We start from the raw sequence: 18,912 nt of genomic DNA on the forward strand, positions 1-18,912 counted from the left end.
ACCTTTGATCGCAATCATCAGCCCTGCTGCACGGCACCTACATGGGGTTTGTGCATCAGGGCTGAGTAGTGTGTTCCGTCGTACAAGCAGATAAGGACAGGCAATGTCTAGTCGCACTTCCCCCGTCATACCCGGCTTCGGGCTGACGCTGGGCTACACCCTGGTGTATCTCAGTCTGTTGGTGTTGATTCCCCTCGGAGCCATGTTTGTTCACGCTGCCCAGCTTACCTGGGATCAGTTCTGGGCCATTATTTCAGCACCGCGTGTGTGGGCTGCTTTGAAACTCAGTTTTGCAACCGCGTTCGCCGCTGCTCTGATCAACGGGCTGATTGGTACGCTCTTGGCTTGGGCGCTGGTGCGTTACACCTTCCCAGGGCGTAAGCTGATCGAAGCGATGATCGATCTGCCTTTTGCTCTGCCAACCGCCGTTGCCGGTATCGCTCTGACCGCCTTATACGCACCCAGCGGCATGGTCGGCCAGTTCGCCACCGCGCTGGGTTTCAAAATCGCTTACACGCCAATCGGCATCACCCTGGCGCTGACATTCGTCACCCTGCCATTTGTGGTGCGAACTATTCAGCCGGTGTTGGCGGACATTCCCCGTGAAGTTGAAGAAGCCGCAGCCTGCCTGGGCGCCAAGCCGTTTCAGGTGTTTCGCTACGTACTGTTGCCTGCTTTGCTACCGGCTTGGCTGACTGGTTTCTCGCTGGCATTTGCCCGTGGTGTGGGGGAGTACGGCTCGGTGATCTTCATCGCCGGTAACATGCCGATGAAGACGGAAATTCTGCCGCTGCTGATCATGGTCAAGCTCGATCAGTATGACTATCACGGTGCGACCGCAATTGGCGTGCTGATGCTGGTGGTGTCGTTCATTCTGCTGCTGCTGATCAACCTGCTGCAGCGCAAAATCGCCAAATCCTGAGGAGGTCGAGATGTCTTCTGTATCCGTGACAGCCGCCTCCTCGGTCAATGCAAGACGCCGGGGCAATGCATGGGGGCGCCGCCTGTTGATTGGCGGGGCTTGGGTAGTTTTCAGTCTGTTTTTACTGCTACCACTGCTGGTGGTAATCAGTGAGGCGTTGAAGCAGGGCTTAGGTACGTTCTTCACCGCCATCTTCGAACCCGATGCTATCTCGGCCCTCAACTTGACGCTGCTGGCTGTGGGCATTTCAGTACCGCTGAACCTGGTGTTCGGTGTGGCCGCCGCTTGGTGCGTGAGCAAATACGATTTCCGTGGCAAGAGCATTCTGGTCACCCTGATCGACTTGCCGTTCTCGGTCTCCCCGGTGATTGCCGGTCTGATCTATGTCCTGCTGTTTGGTGCTCAAGGTTTCTTTGGTGGCTGGCTGCGCGAACACGATATCCAGATCATCTTCGCCTTGCCGGGTATTGTGCTGGCGACCGTATTCGTGACTGTGCCGTTTGTGGCCCGTGAACTGATCCCGCTGATGCAGGAGCAGGGCACGCAGGAAGAAGAGGCCGCCCGGCTTCTGGGGGCAAATGGCTGGCAAATGTTCTGGCATGTCACCCTGCCCAATATAAAATGGGGCCTGATCTATGGCGTGGTGCTATGTACCGCGCGGGCCATGGGCGAGTTTGGGGCCGTATCAGTGGTGTCCGGGCACATTCGCGGTTACACCAATACGCTGCCTCTGCATGTAGAGATTCTCTATAACGAATACAATCACGTCGCCGCGTTCAGCGTTGCCAGCCTGTTGCTGCTTCTGGCGCTGTTTATTCTGCTGCTCAAGCAGTGGAGCGAGTCACGCATTAACCGCCTGCGCCACAAGGCAGAGGACGAATAATCATGTCGATTGAAATCACTAACGTCAGCAAGAATTTCAATGCATTCAAAGCGCTGAACAACATCAACCTGAACATCAAAAGTGGTGAGCTGGTTGCGCTGCTGGGCCCGTCTGGCTGCGGCAAGACCACGCTGCTGCGCATCATCGCCGGTCTGGAAACCCCGGACACCGGCAGCATCCAGTTCCACGGTGAAGATGTATCGAACCACGACGTGCGTGATCGCAACGTCGGTTTCGTGTTTCAGCACTACGCACTGTTCCGTCATATGACGGTGTTTGACAACGTCGCCTTCGGCCTGCGCATGAAGCCCAAAGGCGAGCGCCCAAATGAAAGTGTGATTAAGAAAAAGGTCCACGAGTTGCTGGATCTGGTGCAGCTGGACTGGCTGGCAGATCGCTACCCGGAGCAACTGTCCGGAGGACAACGTCAGCGTATTGCCCTGGCCCGTGCTTTGGCGGTCGAGCCGAAGGTACTGCTGCTGGATGAGCCATTCGGTGCGCTGGACGCCAAAGTGCGTAAAGAGCTGCGCCGCTGGTTAGCGCGCCTGCACGAAGAAGTGCACCTGACCTCTGTGTTCGTTACCCACGACCAGGAAGAGGCGATGGAAGTGGCTGACCGCATCGTGGTGATGAACAAAGGGGTGGTCGAGCAGATCGGTTCACCGGGCGAGGTTTATGAGAAACCGGCCAGTGATTTTGTGTATCACTTCCTCGGTGACGCCAACCGTCTGTATGTCGGTGAGGAAAAACACGTGCTGTTCCGTCCGCACGAGATTCACCTGTCCCGCCAGGCAGAAGAGGGGCATCAGGCCGGGGAAGTCCGTGATATCCGCCCGTTGGGTGCGATTACCCGCGTGACTCTGAAGATTGCAGGGCAGAGCGAGCCGATTGAGGCTGAGGTGGCGAAGGATCACTTGTCCTTGGACAACCTGACTCGTGGCGAAACCCTGTACTTCAAACCGAAATCGCAATACACCCAGTCAAACCTGTAATCCACTCAGATAAAGGCCGGCAAATGCCGGCCTTTGTGTATCTGGCGTTCTGTGGCAGTGGATTAGATATGGCGCGGAAAAGAGCTGAGGTTTTGCCGGGGGGCGATAAAACTCAGCAACTGATCTGCGGGCATTGGCCCCGCATAAAAAAAGCCTTGGGTAAGAGAGCAACCCATCTCTTCAATGATTTTGTGCTGCTGGATGGTTTCGACGCCCTCAACCACTAAAGAAATATCCAGCTCGCTGGCTAAGGTCAGTGCTGTTTTGATGATCGCCTTGGAACGTGGCTGTTTTTGTGTGTTCTGCACAAAGGAAGCATCCAGCTTTATCTGGTTGAAGGGCAGCTCGCACAGACGCCGCAATGACGAATAGCCCGTGCCGAAATCATCCATCGCTAAGCCACAGCCCATAAGGCGCAAGCGCACAAAGTTCTCATAACTGGTGGCCGGGGCCGACAGCAGGCCACTTTCGGTGACTTCGAACATCAGGCTGCTGGCTCGCAGCTGATAGGTAGTCAGCATCTTTCTGATGTCTTCGGTCAGATTCCGTGAAGCCAGTTGGGAAGGATCTAGGTTGTAGGCCAGTTCCAGCTGCTTGCCTTGTGTCTGTAACTGGCGTTGCAGTTCACAGCCTTGTTTCAGCAACTGGTTGAACAGAGGCTCGAACAGGTTGTTCGCTTCAACGAACGGCATGAAATGCCGCGGGTTGAGCAAGCCAAGTCTGGGGTGAAGCCAGCGTGCGAGTACTTCAGCACCCTGAGGCTTGCGGGTGCGAATATTCATCTTTGGCTGGTAATAGGCTTGGAACTCACCATTCTCCAGTGCCGGTATAACCTCTTCTGGGTTGGGAAGCTCATGCAGCTCAGGCAGTGGCACCGGCTGGTGAAGGTCGTTCTTTTTGAAGTTGCTCAGCAGTGAGTAAAGCTGCTCGGCCTGCAGGGGCTTGCCCAAATCACCGAGCAGGTTCAGACCCAAATAGCTGATCATGCTGGCCACGCCGGTGCGCAGTGGCTGGTCGACATCACTGCTAATAATGACGCCTTTAATGAGACCTTGCTGGAAGGCTTGGCAGATAAAACGGGGGCCGTCGATGCCAGGCATGTGCAAATCGCAAATGGCTACATCGGCACCGCCACTCTCTGAGAGTTTGTCGATCGCCTCTTGGCCGTCTGCGGCTTCGATGATGCAGCCAACTCCAGCATGTTTAAGAGCATTGACAGTCAACGCTCGCTGAAAGGCGTGGTCTTCCAGAACTAAAACTGTAAGGGCTTGCATCATGCGGCCTCCCATTTGAAGTTGTGTTCATCCTAAACGTGAGGCGCTTGGCGATATGTCGGTAGTTCGCTTCAGTTGTGTAAGGGAATGCTGACTGATGATTCCCTTACACCTGAATATTCTGTGCTTAGTCGTGCTGGGTCGCGAGAATTGCACGCTCCAAGTTCTCAATAGTCATCTTAAGGCTCTGCACTGCCTCAGCCAAATGCTCAGGCGTGGTGTCGTGGGATTTTGCCGCGGCCTCTAGCTCCATGCAGGCTTCAATTAAATGTTTGGCCTGGACAATCCGCGCTGCTCCGCGAACTCTGTGGGCGAGGCTGGCTACGCCCGTGAGGTCAAACTTACCGGCCATCGTTTGCAACTCGTCGAGATCGCTGCGATTGCTGCGTACAAGTTCATTCAGCAATTGTGCCGCCAGTGTCTTGTCACCACGGGTTAACTGGTAAGTTGCGGCAATGTTAAATGTGTCCATGTCGTCCGCCCCGTCTGATGTTGTTTCTTGCGGAGTGGGGGCGATGCTCCCGGTACATTCGCTGAGTTCCTCAAGGCTGATGGGTTTGAATAGGCACTTATTCATACCAGCCCGCAGACAACGCTCTTGCTCTTCGGGCTGAGCGTTGGCGGTGTAGCCAAAAATGCTGCAGGGATTAATGCCTCGCATCGACTCATCCAGACGTACTGCCTCCGCCAGTTCGTAGCCGCTCATGATCGGCATGTTGCAGTCGGTAATGATTAAATCGAAAGTCTGTTTGTGCCAGTGCTCCAGCGCCTCAGAACCGTTACTGGCTTTGGTGACAACATGCCCGAGAAACTCCAGTTGCTGGGCCAAGAGCATTAGGTTGGCTGGGTGATCGTCAACCACAAGTACATTCAAGGAGTGGCTATCACTGGACAGCCTCTCGGTGTCTGCGCTGCTCGTTGCTTTAGCTTCCGGCAGGCAGCTCAAGGTCAGGTCAAATGTCACAACCGTGCCTACACCTAGCTCGCTGCTGAGGTTTAAAGAGCCTCCCATCATTTCACACAACGAACGGCAGATAGACAGACCAAGGCCCGTGCCGCCTCGAGCTCCGGTAGTGGTTTGAGTGGCCTGGGAAAAGGGTTTGAAAAGCTGCGCCTGATCTTGCGCGGAAATACCAAGGCCAGTATCGGCCACCCGTACATTCAATCGAATTCGTTCATCTGGCAATGGTGTGCCTTTGATATTCAGCTGCACCTGGCCGATATCAGTGAACTTAATCGCGTTGCTGATGAGGTTGGACAAAATCTGTTTGATTCGCACCGGATCAACCAATACGTCGGTCTTGGCACCTGGACCAAAGTCAAAGTCCAGAGTGAGGGTCAGTCCTTTCTGTCGGGCCAGCCCATCAAATACCCGGATTACAGATTTGGCCAGCTCGCGAAGGTTGGTGCGACGGGGGGCAAGATTGAGACGTCCGGACTCAATGCGAACGATATCGAGAATATCGCCAATCAACTCAAGTAGCCCTTTGGCGGAGCTGTAGGCCACTTCAATAGCTGAGGTATCAAAGAACCCCTCAGTGGCTCGCTTTTTCAACGCCAGTTCGAGCATGCCAATTACGGCACTCATCGGCGTACGGATTTCATGGCTCATGGTCGCCAGGAAAGTGGTTTTTGCCCGGCTGGCATCATCGGCCTGTTGTTTCGCTGCTTGTAGATCACTGACCAATTGATGCCGTTCGCTGATATCTAACCAGCCACAAATCACCCCTTGCACTTCACCGCGCCGGTTCCGATAAGGCTGAATCCAGTGATAGATGTGAAATGTCTGCTCATCCACGTGAAGAGTGCGGTCTTTGACGAGCGGTTCGCCAGTCTGGATGGCCAGCAAATAGTCAGCATGAAAGCGCCTGGCTTCCTCAGGCAAAACGGCCCCTTCCTCAATTGCTGTCTTGCCGGTTACATCATCATCGCAGAGCCCGAGGGAAGAGGTGTAGGACTGGTTGCAGGTAAGTAGTTTGCCGTCGCGGTCTCGCACGTAAATGGGTAGCGGAGTGCCGTCAATCAGGGTGCGCATAAAACGCAGCTGGTCACCGAGAGCATGTTCCGCTGCGCGGCGTTGTTGAACCTGTCGACGCAGCTTTAGATTCCAGATAAAAGCCGCCGCAATAAGAATGCAGACCAAGGCGGCTATTTTCAGAATCATCGATTGATAGTCAACCAGGCGTGATTCACGCATAGCAGAGTTGGCCCGCCAGCGTGTATTGATGACATTCAATTCGTCTGGGGGTAACTCACGCAGTACTTTATTAAGTATGGACTCGAGCTCGGTGTTAGCTCTGGAGGTGGCAAAAGAAAATTTGGCTTTATCCGGGCCAATAATCCCGGAAATTTTCAAATTCAGGTCTTTCGTGTGTAATAAATAATATCGGGCAATCATCAAGGGAGCGATCGCGACATCGGCCTTACCAGAACTGGCAAGATCAAGAGCCTCGACAAAGTTATTGGATCTAATAACTTGAATGCCGTGAAGGTCCTTTAAGTACTCCAGCAAGATATGGCCATTTGGAATAGCTACCCGCTGTCCTGCCAAACTAGGTAGGTCGGATACTTCATTGTTGTCCTGATTAACCACCAGACCAAATGGCATCACCGCAAACGGTAGGGAAAAGCGCAGTGTGGCCTCACGGGTAATGCTCGGGGACAGTGCAGCTAAGTCTGCCTGATTGTTGTTGAGTGCATTAATCAGGTCGAGGCCTTTGCCGTAAGTGCGTACATTAAACTTAAGGCCTGTGCGCAGGGTGACTATCTTCAGCAGGTCTGACATAACGCCGCCAAAGTTGTCGTCTTGATCAATAAACGCAATCGGAGCCTGATCCAAGCCAATGGCCACCGCTATTTCCGGGTGACGTCTCAGCCAGTTCTGCTCGCTGGCCGATAACTCCAGAGGCTGGGTTATTGAGGAACCGGTGCCGCCGCCCCAGCGGCGTAAAATCTCTCTACTGTCGTGAGGGCTGATAGCCTGTATGGCGGTGTTAATAATCTCGAGCAGTGTATCGTTATCTTTGCGGATGGCGAAGCTGGTACCGCTAGGATGGGTATGCAGCAGTCGCTCAATCGTAATGTAGTTGAAGTACTGCTCGTTGATGATCAGGTTGGCGGAGTAGGAGTCGCCCAAGTAGAGATCAGCTTTGCCAAAAGCCAAAGCTGCCAGCGCTTCGTGGCGCGAGTTATAAGTTTCGATTAAAGCGTGAGGGAAGAACTCCCTTATAGTTGCTGGGGTTAAGTAATCGTCCGGTATGGCGATCTTCACCCCGTTGAAGTACTCCGGAAATGTCCGTTTCTCATTAAGCCTGACGTAAAGTGCGATCTGGTCAGGAGCATAGTGTTGAGTGAGTGTCAGGCTTACATCTTGGATATCAAAATTGTTAGAACTGGCCAGTAGGTCAACTGTGCCGTTGATGAGCGCCTGTCTGGCCTGCTTACGGTCTTCAAAGATAGTGATATCGAACGGAATGTCTAGAGTCTGCCGCAGAAGGTCAACATAGTCTGCGCTCACACCCTCGTACTGCTTATCACTGGTGGTAATGTCAAAAGGGCGATGATCAGGGCGTGAAACGCCCAAGACGATTCGTTGTTTTTTTCTCAGCCATTGCCATTCGGCCTCACTGAGCTGGACCTGCGTTGATGCTTTAAGTTGGCTACCTTTGAGTTCCAGTGGCGTGCTCTGCTGAAATTCATTTGCATAGCAATTAAGTAAAAAAGGCTGTTAACAACCAGCGCTAGCAAGTGTTTTAGTTTCATCTTTATACCGGTCGTTCCGACGTCAGGCTTTCATGGAAGGGTTCCTTCTATTCAGATAATCGAATTTCTCTTTGCAATTTCAATAAGTTCAGCAAGGTTGTCTACTTGAAGTTTGGTGATGAGCCTGGTTTTGTACGTGCTAATAGTTTTTTCACTGAGTAGAAGTGTTTTGGCAATGTCTCGGATACGTTGTCCGCGGGCAAGATACCTCAGTACAGTTAACTCTCGAGTGGAAAGCTGGTTAATGGCTTCTGATTCGTTGTCAAATTTATTGGATGATGTTGCGCTGAAGGTTGGTAAATGTGAAGTGGGGAAAATAGTGTAGCCGCTTAATACAATCGAAACTGCGGTGAGTAGTTCTTCCATGTTGCCGCTTTTGCTTATAAAACCTGATGCTCCTTCACGCGCGCAGCGTATGGAGTATTGATCGGCTCCCATTCCGGAAAAAACCAGAACTTTAAAACTATCATCTCCCGAACATAGACGTTGTAAGACAGTAATGCCGTCAACTTGTGGAAGGTCTATATCAAGTATGATTAGTTGTGGCCTGAGAGACCTAGCTAGCGCTACCACATTCACACCGCAATCAGCCTCGCCAACTACTTCATGGCCTGCATTTTCAAGAACCATGCGGACTGCCATTCGTACAACAGTATGATCATCTGCGATAAGTATCCGTGCCATATTAGATATACTCGGTTTGATATTTATGGTTCTTGAGATGTTTGGGGTTTGAGTTTTTGTTTTTCGTACCTATAAGGATGTTGTCTTCTTTCGTCAGGATATTTTTTATCTTCAAGGAGGTGGTCACAGGTGGCGAATGATTTTGAGTATAGGGAAATGTTACGCAAGTGTCAGATGGTTGCTATCGGTTTTGTGAGTTTCATTCCTTTGGGCTGGTGCAGGGTTCGTGTTGTCGCTGACTAGAGTGTTTTTAGATTCCTGATAATTGATTGGACTAATGGTTGCCGTGATTTGGTGTATTGATTTAACTTTAACGATGGGCGGTTTTTGTTAGATATGTTTTTAATTTGCGGGGTGTTTAACGAAGTTCTTGAAGAATTTTGGGATGCTGTTTTTATTCTTCGGCGGGATGTTATTGTGTGAGTATTGGATTGGTTTTTCAGGGTTGTTTTTGTGTGATTTATTTTATTATACGGGCCGATGTATTGATTTGGCTAAGAGTGGTCTTGTTTTGTGGTGAATAATGAGCATTGAGTAGCCGCCTGGTTGATAATGATTGGTGATTTATTGAATTGTGATGTAGGCGGCTCTGATAGCAGATATGTCTGATTTTTCTTGTCGGATAGCAGCGATTTTGGCGCACAAAGCTAATAACGATATTTCGGGGTGTAAAACACTTGGCTCAGTTTCTGTTCTAAGGCCGAGTGCATTTATCTACAGAGCCTTTGGCGCACCGGGCGGTGGCGTGACCGCGGATGTCTGGCTTGTCGCATATAAATATGCACAGGGAACGACATATTTCGTTTGCTGTGCCAAGCGGTAGGGGCGTGCAATTGAAATTAAGGTGCAGCAGTTTTTATCAGCTGAAGCTAATCACTGGCTGTGTATTGTTATCAGTGTGAGAGCCTGTATTCACTGTCGGTGTTGCGTGCTACACGCGCTTGAGGTGTGTCAGTGGCTCATACATCTCGGTCGCTTCTTAGCTTGCTTGCACGACCTTGGGCCTATCGGATAATGAAGTAGCTGAGATCTGCACCCCAAGATCTGCACAGGTTAGTGCATGGAATGGCAGGCCCAGGCACGCTCAGGAGCAACGTAGCCGCTGAGGATGCAGATAACGTCATTTAGATGAGAGCAGAGGCTTTTGGGAGTGGATAAAAAGCGTTCCAGTATTACTAGGGAGCAATACTGGAACGTAAGAAAGCCATGCATGGAAACAGGGCTTTTGGGGAATTGGCCGAGCTCAATGAGCAGACTGTTAAGTCCCGGCAAGGTGATGGAAGTGTTACTTAGCGGCCAGCTCTCTCAATAATCATGGCAATACCTTGGCCGACACCGATGCACATGGTGCACAGGGCATATTGCTTGTTCTGGCGTTCCAATTCATACAGGGCCGTCGTGATCAGGCGTGCGCCGCTCATACCGAGTGGATGTCCTAGGGCGATGGCACCCCCATTCGGGTTTACACGTGGGTCATCGTCGACGAGTCCCAGCTCACGCAGGACTGCAAGCCCTTGTGCTGCGAACGCCTCATTCAGTTCGATTACATCCATCATTTCCAGCTTAAGGCCCGTTTGCTGCAATACTTTGCGCACTGCGGGAACCGGCCCGATCCCCATGATCCTCGGTTCAACACCTGCCACTGCACAGCCAACAACCCGGCCTCTTTTTTTCAGGCCATAACGGTTTGCTGCTTCCGTACTGGCCAGTAGCAGGGCGCAGGCTCCGTCATTGACACCAGAAGCATTGCCCGCCGTGACTGTGCCGCCATGGCGAAAAGGTGTCGGTAGTTTGGCCAGTTGTTCGTGAGTGGTCGGGCGAGGGTGTTCGTCATTCAAGACAGTGGAGATTTGACCTTTGCGTTGGGTAATTGTGACCGGGACGATCTCTGCAGCCAGGCGTCCGCCTGCAATTGCTGCTGCGGCTTTAGCTTGGCTGTGCAATGCAAACGCATCCTGATCGGCGCGAGAGATTGCATACTGCTCAGCGACATTCTCAGCCGTTTCCGGCATCGAATCCGTTCCGTATTGCCTTTGCATCAGTTGATTGATGAATCGCCAGCCGATAGTCGTATCGAAAATCTCAGCCTGCCGCGAGAAAGCCTGTTCAGCTTTAGCCATAACTAAGGGGGCTCTGGACATGGATTCAACGCCGCCTGCGATGATTAGTTCAGCCTCTGCGCACCGAATGGCGCGAGCAGCCATCGCCACCGCATCCATGCCAGAACCACAAAGCCGATTGAGGGTGGTTCCGCAAGCGCTCACCGGTAGTCCGGCGAGTAAGGCGGACATACGTCCGACGTTTCGGTTGTCCTCACCGGCCTGATTGGCGCAGCCGTAGATCACATCATCCAGCGCCTCCCAATCGACTGAGGGGTGACGCTCAATTAGTGCTCTGATGGGGACAGCGCCCAGATCGTCTGCGCGAACCGAACTGATTGCGCCTGCGTAGCGACCTATTGGAGTTCTGACTGCGTCGATAATCCATGCATCTTTCATATTGACCTCGTTTACTCACCTCAATCCATGGTTGAGCAGTGAGTCTGTAACTATTGAAGAGCTGGCGGGTATTAGCCGCACGTGATGACACCTGTTGCTGTCAGGGTCTCCAGAGCGGCATCGGTGTAGCCATAGGTCTTCAATACTTCATAGGTGTGCTCTCCTAGTGATGGTGGGCACGAGTGATATACCGCTGGAGTTCTTGAGAGCTTTACTGGCGAGGCGATGCCTTGATAGTCATCCCGCTTCACAAGCATCTGCCGATGGGTCGTATGTGGGTGTTCCACCACCGCTTTCACGCTAGCCACTGCACCGCATGGCACGCCTTTACAGATCAGTGCACTGGCAAGTTCTTGTGCTTCATGCGTACTGAGGTGCAGTTCCAGCTGAGTTTTGAGTGCCACCCGGTTAATCGAACGCTGGCTATTGCTGGTGAACCGCTCATCTTTGAGCAGATGTGCTGCGCCGATATGCTCACAAAGAATCTCAAACTGGCGGTCATTGCCAACGGCCAAATAGATAGGTTTATCCCCCGTGGCATAACTGTCGTATGGCGCGATATTGGGATGAGCATTACCGGTTAGGACAGGCTCCTTACCTGAGGCTAGGTAATTTGGTACGTGTGGATGGAGCAAGGAGACGCCACAGTCGTAGAGAGTGATATCAATAAACTGGCCATGACCACTGCGCTGCCTTTCATACAGGGCTAGCAGAATACCGGTTACAGCGTTTAGTCCGGTGACCATGTCTACAATTGGTAGCCCGACACGCATCGGACCCGTTGTTGTATCTCCATTGACGCTCATCAGGCCAGCGATGGCCTGAATTGCAGCGTCGTACCCTGGTAGGCCACCCAGTGGCCCGCTCAGGCCAAAGCCTGAGATCGAACAGTGGATGAGTTTGGGAAATCGCTGACTCAGCACCTCTGCATAACCCAGGCCCCAGCGTTCCAACGTGCCAGGTTTAAAGTTTTCAACCAGCACATCGGCTTCACTGAGAAGGTGCAGGAGAATCTCTTTTCCTTGTTCCATGGACAGGTCGACGGAGATGCCTTTCTTGTTGCGATTGACGCCCCTGAAATAGGCTGAGGTGCTTCCGTCAAAAGGTGGGCCCCAAGCGCGTGTTTCATCTCCGCTCGGGGGTTCCAGTTTGATTACTTCAGCGCCATGGTCCGCCAGGGCCTGAGTGCAATAAGGGCCTCCCAGTACGCGGCTCAGATCCAGTACTTTGATGCCAGCCAGGGCTCCGCCTCGATGGGTCATTGTGAGTCCGTTCCTATAAGTTGTTTAGGCAGGAAGCAGAAGAATCGCTTCATCCAGCGTGATGCTTTGTTCATCGACCACGCGGCCGAGAACGCCCAACTGCGCCGTCGTATATCCAGGCACCAGCGGGTCGCGCGGAAGTAATTTGTGCTGCAGGATCAAATGCACCAGCGCGAGACGTCGGTAATCGCCCGCCTGTATGGCCTCCCATGTCATGAATATGGCTGAAGTAGCGTTGTAGAGCGCACTGCCTGCGCGTCGCACGTCCTCGTTGCACTGGTTTTCTGCCATGTATTTCATGCCAGCTACGGTACGTACCAGCATGCTTTTGAGGAGTGAAAGTGAATCTGATGGCAATCTGTCAGCGCACTCATTGAGTAGGCTGTTTAAGTAGTCGCTGAGAGGTTCCAGTGCTGACTCGCGGGTGTGAGCGCGAGCAATGTCGAGTGCCACAATATTGCTGGTACCTTCCCAGATGGATCCCAGATGGGAGTCTCTCACCAGGCGTGGGTCACTCCATTCCTCTATGTAGCCTACGCCTCCTCGGACCTCCATCGCATCGCCGGTCACTTTACGGGCGTCGCGGCATGCTCTGAATTTGATCATGGGAGTAAGAATGCGTACGCATTTCTGGGCCTGCTCATCTCCTTTGTCAGCTTTTGCCAGCAGGGTAGCGATCTGCATGAACATGGAGCGGGCCTGCTCAGTCGGCAGCATCATTTTTAAAAGCTGCCGCTGCATTAGCGGCATGTCGATCAGGTGTTTGCCGAATGCTTTGCGCTTGCGGGCAATGAAAAGAGCTTCGGTCAGGGCGCGGCGCATCATGCCGGCCGAGCGCACACCATTGGAAAGACGTGACATGTTTATCATGTCGGCCATTTGCTGAAAGCCACGGCCCTGCTCTCCGATCAGGTACGCTGTCGCGCCCTCAAGACTGATCTCGCCACTGGCCATTGAGCGTGTGCCCAGCTTGTCCTTCAGGCGAACAATACGGTAGGCATTATGTGAACCGTCTTCGAGGTGTTTAGGCAGCAGAAACAAGCTCACTCCCTTCAGGCCAGCAGGGGAGCCTTCAACACGAGCCAGTACCATGGCCAGGTCGGCGTCAGGGTTTGAGCAGAACCACTTCTCACCATAGAGTTTCCACTGACCAGTTTCGTTGCGTGCCAAGGTGGTGGTGGCGGATACGTCAGAGCCTGCGTCCTGTTCAGTCATGAACATAGCGCCTTGGTAGAGCTCATCAAAATTGCGGCTGGTTAGCGAGGGCAAGTAGCGTGCTACCAAGTCTGGGTGTCCGTACTTACGTAAAGTCCGGGTTAGCGAGTCGGTCATGCTAACCGGACAGCACAGTCCGAACTCAGCCTGTACGAACAGATAGGTCAGCGCGTACTTAACCAGAGGCGTGGGTCCGTTCGGTAGGTGGCTCATGGAGGATAAGCCGAGCTCGGCATACGCAGCCTTTTCCAGAGCAATGTAGTCTGGGTGTTTGAGGATTGTCTGTGTCTCGGCACCGGCACGGCTGCGATACGAGAGGACTGGAGGATTTTTGTCCGCAGACAGAGCGAGGGTGTCCAGTTCCCCTCCGGCACGTGCTCCCAGCGAGCTCATGACGGGGCGCCACTGGTCCAGTTCATCGCCGGATAAGTAGACGGATAAGAGTCGTTCCAGTGATGAGTCTGCCTGGTAAAGATTGAGGCCATGACTGTCTGGAATATTGGAGGGTTTCCCGAGCGAAATGGCGCTTAAATCGGTCATTGTGCTGCTCCTGATTGCTCACATGTGACCGGATGCTAGGTTTGCTACTGATAAGCTTCCAATACAATTATATGGCTCTACGATAAGTAATCCTGATTGATGAGGGTCTGAAATGGACTTCAAGCAGCTTCGCTATTTCATCGCTGTCGCCGAGGAACTTCATTTTGGCCGTGCCGCAGCGCGCCTGTTTATTTCGCAGCCGGCGCTAAGTTTCGATATTAAAAAACTAGAGGAACAACTTGGGGTGCAGCTGTTGTTGCGTAACAACAAGTCTGTGAAGCTGACTGCTGCTGGCGAAACCCTTCTCACAGAAAGCCGAACATTGCTGGTCCAGCTGGAGCAGGTGAAGCGTCAGACTCTGAGAGCATCACAGGGGCTCAGTGGCAGACTCCGTGTTGGTTTCGTCAACTCGATGTTGCACCGTGGGCTACCGGCTGCTGTGAATCAGTTTCAGTTGGAGAATCCTGGGCTGGAAGTGGTTCTGGTGGAGATGAACACCGCTGAACAGGCGCAGGCCCTGCAGCGTGGACAGCTAGATTTAGGGTTTGTGCACTGGGGGCGCATGGCACCAGGCATAGCCTCCGAGTTGTTGATGAGCGACACACTTGTGGGGTGCCTACCTGTCAGTCATCCAGCTGCGAATCATGAGCAAATTGCGCTTTCAGCATTAAAAGATGATGGCTTCATTCTGTTTCCCCGGGCCTCGTCTCCGCATTTTCATGATCTGATCGTGGCGCAGTGTGTTGATGCAGGGTTTAGCCCGATCATCCGGCACGAGGCCAGGCTTTGGCAGACGATTATCACTATGGTGGGGCTGGGAATGGGGGTCGCGCTGGTTCCGCGTTCTCTGGTTAATGCCTGGAGTGCCGATGTTCGCTATGTGGAGACAGGTAATCGTGCCGTCAGGGCGGAGACTCACGCCATCTACCTAGAGGGGGAGATACCACAGGTTGCACAAAGTTTTCTGGGTTTGCTTCGCCGTTACATTCCTGATGTGGCTCGTATGGGGTGATCATCCTGAAAGCCTATTCTCCAAGGTTAAATAGGCTAATTCTTAGTGCGGTGAATTCATATTTTTGCTAGCTCGAAAGTGCTTATCACACGATAAGATTTAAAGATTATTTATTTATAAAACTCATCACTAGACTCGCTCAGACCTGATGTGACGCGGCATTAATGGCGCACTCGTACTAAAGGAAAACAATAAAGAGTCTCGTGTATGAACAGAGAAGCGGAATCTGCTTATAAAGCTCAATCAGCCAAAGCTCGTAAGGCTGGGATCGCATCATTTATCGGAACTACCATTGAGTGGTATGACTTCTACATATATGGATTTGCGGCGGCGCTAGTTTTTGGAAAGGTATTTTTCCCCTCTGATATAGATCCGGGTATAGCCACACTTCTGGCATTCCTTACCCTTTGGTCTGGGTTTATTGCCCGACCACTTGGCGGGCTTATCTTCGGGCACCTGGGAGACAAGATTGGGCGTAAAACCACGCTGGTAATTACGCTGATCATGATGGGGGTGGCCACAACTGGTATTGGTCTGCTGCCAACCTATGAATCAATCGGCTACTGGGCCCCAATCCTGCTCGTTATCCTGCGCATTATTCAGGGAATCGCTGTTGGCGGAGAATGGGGCGGAGCTGTTCTGATCGCCAGTGAGCAGGCCCCGAAAGGCAAAGGGATTCTCTACTCGGCGTTTGCCCAGCAAGGCTCACCCACGGGTAATCTGTTGGCGACTCTGGTGTTCTTTGGCCTTAGCTCGATCCCGCTCCCGGATTTTGTAGCCTGGGGCTGGCGTATTCCATTCCTGCTGTCTGCTGCACTGGTTGTGATCGGCATGGTCATTCGACTCAAGCTTGAAGAAACGGAGGATATGAAACGCCTGATTAAAGAGAAGAAGACAGTAAAAATGCCAGTGGTGGAAGTCTTGCGTAACCACTGGAAGCTGGTGCTGATTGGGGCGCTGGTATTGCCTGCAATACACGTCACTTATTTCAAAACCACCTTTGCTGTTTCCTGGGCTACTAAGTCCCTGGGGTATTCTCAGGACACCTTCCTGAGCATCATTATCATCGCCCTTATCGTCCAATTTATTTCCCAGCCAATCGGCGCCTGGCTGACGTCGAAAATTGATATGCGCAAAGCGGTATTAATCATGCTCGTACCTGAGCTGATCTTTATGCCGCTGATGTTCTTTGCCATTGAAACTAAGGTGTACTGGATTGCAGCTGCAGGGATGGCGTTGGCAACGATTCCCCATGCAATGTTTTACGGTGCGGTTGGCGGCATCCTGGCTCGTGCGTTCCCTACACGTATTCGTTACACCGGGCTCTCGCTGGCTTACCAGCTGTGTTCGTTGTTGATAGGTGGCGGAACACCGGTATTGGCACAGTGGATTCTGAACTCCACGGGCGAGATTTTCTGGGTGGCAATTGCTGCTGGCAGCTACGCGATTATTTCGCTGATCTGCACTTTGCTGCTGCTGCAGAAAACCGGCCACCAAGCCAGTGAACTGTCCACGGCAGAGCAGGCGGATGCGCAGGATATCGCCGGAGTTTCGTTGGCAGATTCTGATGCCACCTCCGTGCATTCCAGTCAGCCACGACTGGCCTGAGTCACTTCAACTTACCGGGTGGCAGCTGCCCGCTGGCACCCGCGTCGCAATGCAATTCACACTATATCGGTGATAAGTATGAGTTCTTTCACGCAGGCTACTGCTGCCAATTCCTTGCAGTGTGTTCATATCTCCCGGCGCGATCGTATTGCGGTTGTGGAAATTTCAAATCCGCCGGTTAATGCATTGAGCTCGCCAGTCAAACAGGCTCTGGCTGATGCGATCGACAGTGCTGTAAATAGTTCGGAGATTGCTGCCATCGTCCTGACTGGGGCTGGCAAGCACTTTTGTGGTGGAGCTGATATTCGTGAGTTTGGTCAGGTCACGGGGCCTAGTCTGAGTACGTTGTGCACCCAAATCGAAAACAGTACTAAACCAGTGATCGCAGCCATTAAGGGATCTTGTCTTGGTGGTGGGTTGGAACTGGCCTTGGCAGCACACTTCAGAATTGCAGTGGCCCCAGCGCAGCTGGGGTTACCGGAAGTCAATTTGGGATTGATGCCAGGTGCCGGAGGTACGCAACGCTTACCACGGTTAGTGGGAGCGGCACGGGCCTTAGACATGATGGTGAGTGGTCGCTCAGTAAAGGCTTCTGTTGCTGTTCAGATAGGACTGATCGACCGAGTATGTAGCGACGATGTACTGCAGGATGCGGCCGTGCAATTTGCGAATGAGATTATTCAGTCTGGACAATGTGTGCGTAGGAGTCGCGACGCATTGGCTATGAGTGATACAGACCAATCCCGGGTGGAGATTGATCAGGCCAAGGATATCGCTCTAGCCAAGAAAGGGTTGGTATCGCCCGCAAAAATTGTTGAGGCCGTACAGGCATCCCTTGAGCTTCCTTTTGAGAAAGGGCTGATCAAAGAGCGTGAGTTGTTCTCTGAATGCCTTGAAAGTCCACAGCGTTCAGCCTTGATTCATGCCTTCCTGGCAGAGAAAGCTGCCTCGAAAATGCCGGGTTTGTCGGTCGTTTTGCCGACGCCTCTGAGGACAATTGCTGTAATTGGTGCAGGAACGATGGGGGTCGGCATCAGCATCGCGTTGCTTGACGCCGGATACGCAGTGCTGTTGCTGGATCGTGAGCAGGCTTATTTGGAGAGGGGGCTCAATGCTATCGCCGAGTCCTACCGTAAGCAGCAAGAGAGAAATCGTATCAGTGCTGAGGTCAAGGCGGAACGCTTGGCCCGCTTGGCTTGCCATATTGATTATTCGGCTTTGCATGGGGCTGACCTGATCATTGAGGCTGTATTCGAAGACATGGCGGTCAAAAAGGAGCTGCTTTGCCAGCTGGAAAAAGCCTGTAAGCCTGACGCAATCCTGGCCACCAATACCTCTTATCTGAATATTGATGAAATGAGTGAAGGCTTGGATCACCCCGAGCGAGTAATTGGCATTCATTTTTTCTCACCCGCCAACCTGATGAAGCTGGTCGAAGTGGTTGTCCCTGAGAAGGCTGATCAGAGGACTGTTGCAATCGCCTTTCAGCTCGCCAAATCCATGAAGAAAACCCCGGTCCGAGCGGGGATGTGTGATGGCTTTATCGGCAACAGGATGTTGGCGGTATATCGGGAGGCTGCGGAGCTGATGATGCTGGACGGTGCCAGCCCCTATCAGATCGATGAGGCCGTACGCGAGTTCGGGTTTCCCATGGGGCCTTTTCAGGTGGTTGACCTTGCGGGTGGCGATATCAGCTGGGCTACCCGTAAGCGCAAAGCATCACAGCGTGATCCACGGCTGCGCTATGTCAGTGTTGCTGACAAACTCTGTGAGCGTGGCTGGTTCGGCCAGAAGACCGGGATCGGTTATTACCTGTATGACAAGGACGGGAAGAATGCTCGCCCCAATCCTGAGCTTGAAGATGTGCTCAGTGAAGTACGTGCGGAGGCGGGGATTGTGCCCAAGCACTTCACTCAGCAGACGATCATTGATCACTACCTAGCGGCGATGATTAATGAGGGGGCCAACGTCGTACACCAAGGCATTGCTCTTCGGCCTTCGGATGTTGATGTTACGTTGCTGAATGGATATGGCTTCCCTCGTTATAAGGGTGGGCCGATGTGGTATGCCGATAGCGTGGGTTTGGAACGCGTGCTGGCCAATATCGCGCGCTATGCCGAGACCGATCCTTTGTTCTGGAAGCCCTCAGACTTACTCGTTGAGTTGGCGAATCACGGACGGTCGTTCTCAGATTTGAATCGTTAGTTCCTTCAGCGAAGAGTACTGGAGATGCCGGTGATTGGTTGCTATTCAGTTGAAA

General features: G+C 52.6%; 12 protein-coding genes. 6 read left to right on the forward strand and 6 right to left on the reverse strand.

Translation table 11 applies throughout. The annotated features are described in order from the left end of the window. The first annotated feature begins 103 nt into the window (after positions 1–103). The 3 genes from cysT to AO726_RS17155 are packed head-to-tail and all read left to right on the forward strand — an operon-like array spanning position 104 to position 2,797. Positions 104–922, forward strand: coding sequence for a sulfate ABC transporter permease subunit CysT (cysT, locus tag AO726_RS17145; protein WP_058069328.1), 819 nt, complete (start codon positions 104–106; stop codon positions 920–922). A 10-nt stretch (positions 923–932) separates the two neighbouring features. After that, positions 933–1,805: a sulfate ABC transporter permease subunit CysW gene (gene cysW / locus AO726_RS17150; RefSeq protein WP_058069329.1), complete on the forward strand. Its 873-nt coding sequence runs from the start codon at positions 933–935 to the stop codon at positions 1,803–1,805. Between the two features lie 2 nt (positions 1,806–1,807). Continuing rightward, on the forward strand, positions 1,808–2,797 hold the full coding sequence (locus AO726_RS17155) for a sulfate/molybdate ABC transporter ATP-binding protein (RefSeq protein ID WP_058069330.1): 990 nt from the start codon (positions 1,808–1,810) through the stop codon (positions 2,795–2,797). A gap of 62 nt (positions 2,798–2,859) precedes the next feature. On the opposite strand, the gene AO726_RS17160 is transcribed toward AO726_RS17155, so the two are convergent. The 6 genes from AO726_RS17160 to AO726_RS17185 form a co-directional block, all read right to left on the reverse strand. Next, the gene (locus AO726_RS17160; RefSeq protein ID WP_275044103.1) at positions 2,860–4,074 is read right to left on the reverse strand and encodes an EAL domain-containing response regulator; all 1,215 of its coding nucleotides are present in this window, start codon (positions 4,072–4,074) and stop codon (positions 2,860–2,862) included. A 124-nt stretch (positions 4,075–4,198) separates the two neighbouring features. Then, positions 4,199–7,654 carry an ATP-binding protein gene (locus AO726_RS17165; protein ID WP_058069331.1) on the reverse strand — a complete coding sequence of 1,152 codons (3,456 nt, stop codon included), beginning with the start codon at positions 7,652–7,654 and terminating at the stop codon, positions 4,199–4,201. Between the two features lie 230 nt (positions 7,655–7,884). Beyond that, entirely contained in the window at positions 7,885–8,517 is a 633-nt protein-coding gene (locus AO726_RS17170) for a response regulator transcription factor (RefSeq protein WP_082629177.1), read from the reverse strand. 1,289 nt (positions 8,518–9,806) lie between these two features. Next, a complete protein-coding gene (pcaF, locus tag AO726_RS17175; protein WP_058069333.1) occupies positions 9,807–11,015 on the reverse strand; it encodes a 3-oxoadipyl-CoA thiolase in 1,209 nt (402 codons plus the stop codon). A 71-nt stretch (positions 11,016–11,086) separates the two neighbouring features. Next, positions 11,087–12,277 carry a CaiB/BaiF CoA transferase family protein gene (locus AO726_RS17180; RefSeq protein WP_058069334.1) on the reverse strand — a complete coding sequence of 397 codons (1,191 nt, stop codon included), beginning with the start codon at positions 12,275–12,277 and terminating at the stop codon, positions 11,087–11,089. A gap of 24 nt (positions 12,278–12,301) precedes the next feature. Next, positions 12,302–14,032 carry an acyl-CoA dehydrogenase family protein gene (locus tag AO726_RS17185; protein WP_058069335.1) on the reverse strand — a complete coding sequence of 577 codons (1,731 nt, stop codon included), beginning with the start codon at positions 14,030–14,032 and terminating at the stop codon, positions 12,302–12,304. A 112-nt stretch (positions 14,033–14,144) separates the two neighbouring features. Here AO726_RS17185 and AO726_RS17190 point away from each other — a divergent pair, with 112 nt between their 5' ends. From AO726_RS17190 to AO726_RS17200, 3 genes are all read left to right on the forward strand, one after another. Continuing rightward, entirely contained in the window at positions 14,145–15,044 is a 900-nt protein-coding gene (locus AO726_RS17190) for a LysR family transcriptional regulator (protein WP_058069336.1), read from the forward strand. 207 nt (positions 15,045–15,251) lie between these two features. Further along, the gene (locus AO726_RS17195; RefSeq protein ID WP_058069337.1) at positions 15,252–16,652 is read left to right on the forward strand and encodes an MFS transporter; all 1,401 of its coding nucleotides are present in this window, start codon (positions 15,252–15,254) and stop codon (positions 16,650–16,652) included. Between the two features lie 18 nt (positions 16,653–16,670). After that, entirely contained in the window at positions 16,671–18,857 is a 2,187-nt protein-coding gene (locus tag AO726_RS17200; RefSeq protein WP_241492141.1) for a 3-hydroxyacyl-CoA dehydrogenase NAD-binding domain-containing protein, read from the forward strand. The last annotated feature ends 55 nt before the right edge of the window (positions 18,858–18,912 follow it).

This window comes from Pseudomonas sp. TTU2014-080ASC (assembly GCF_001446935.1).
Lineage (GTDB): Bacteria > Pseudomonadota > Gammaproteobacteria > Pseudomonadales > Pseudomonadaceae > Aquipseudomonas.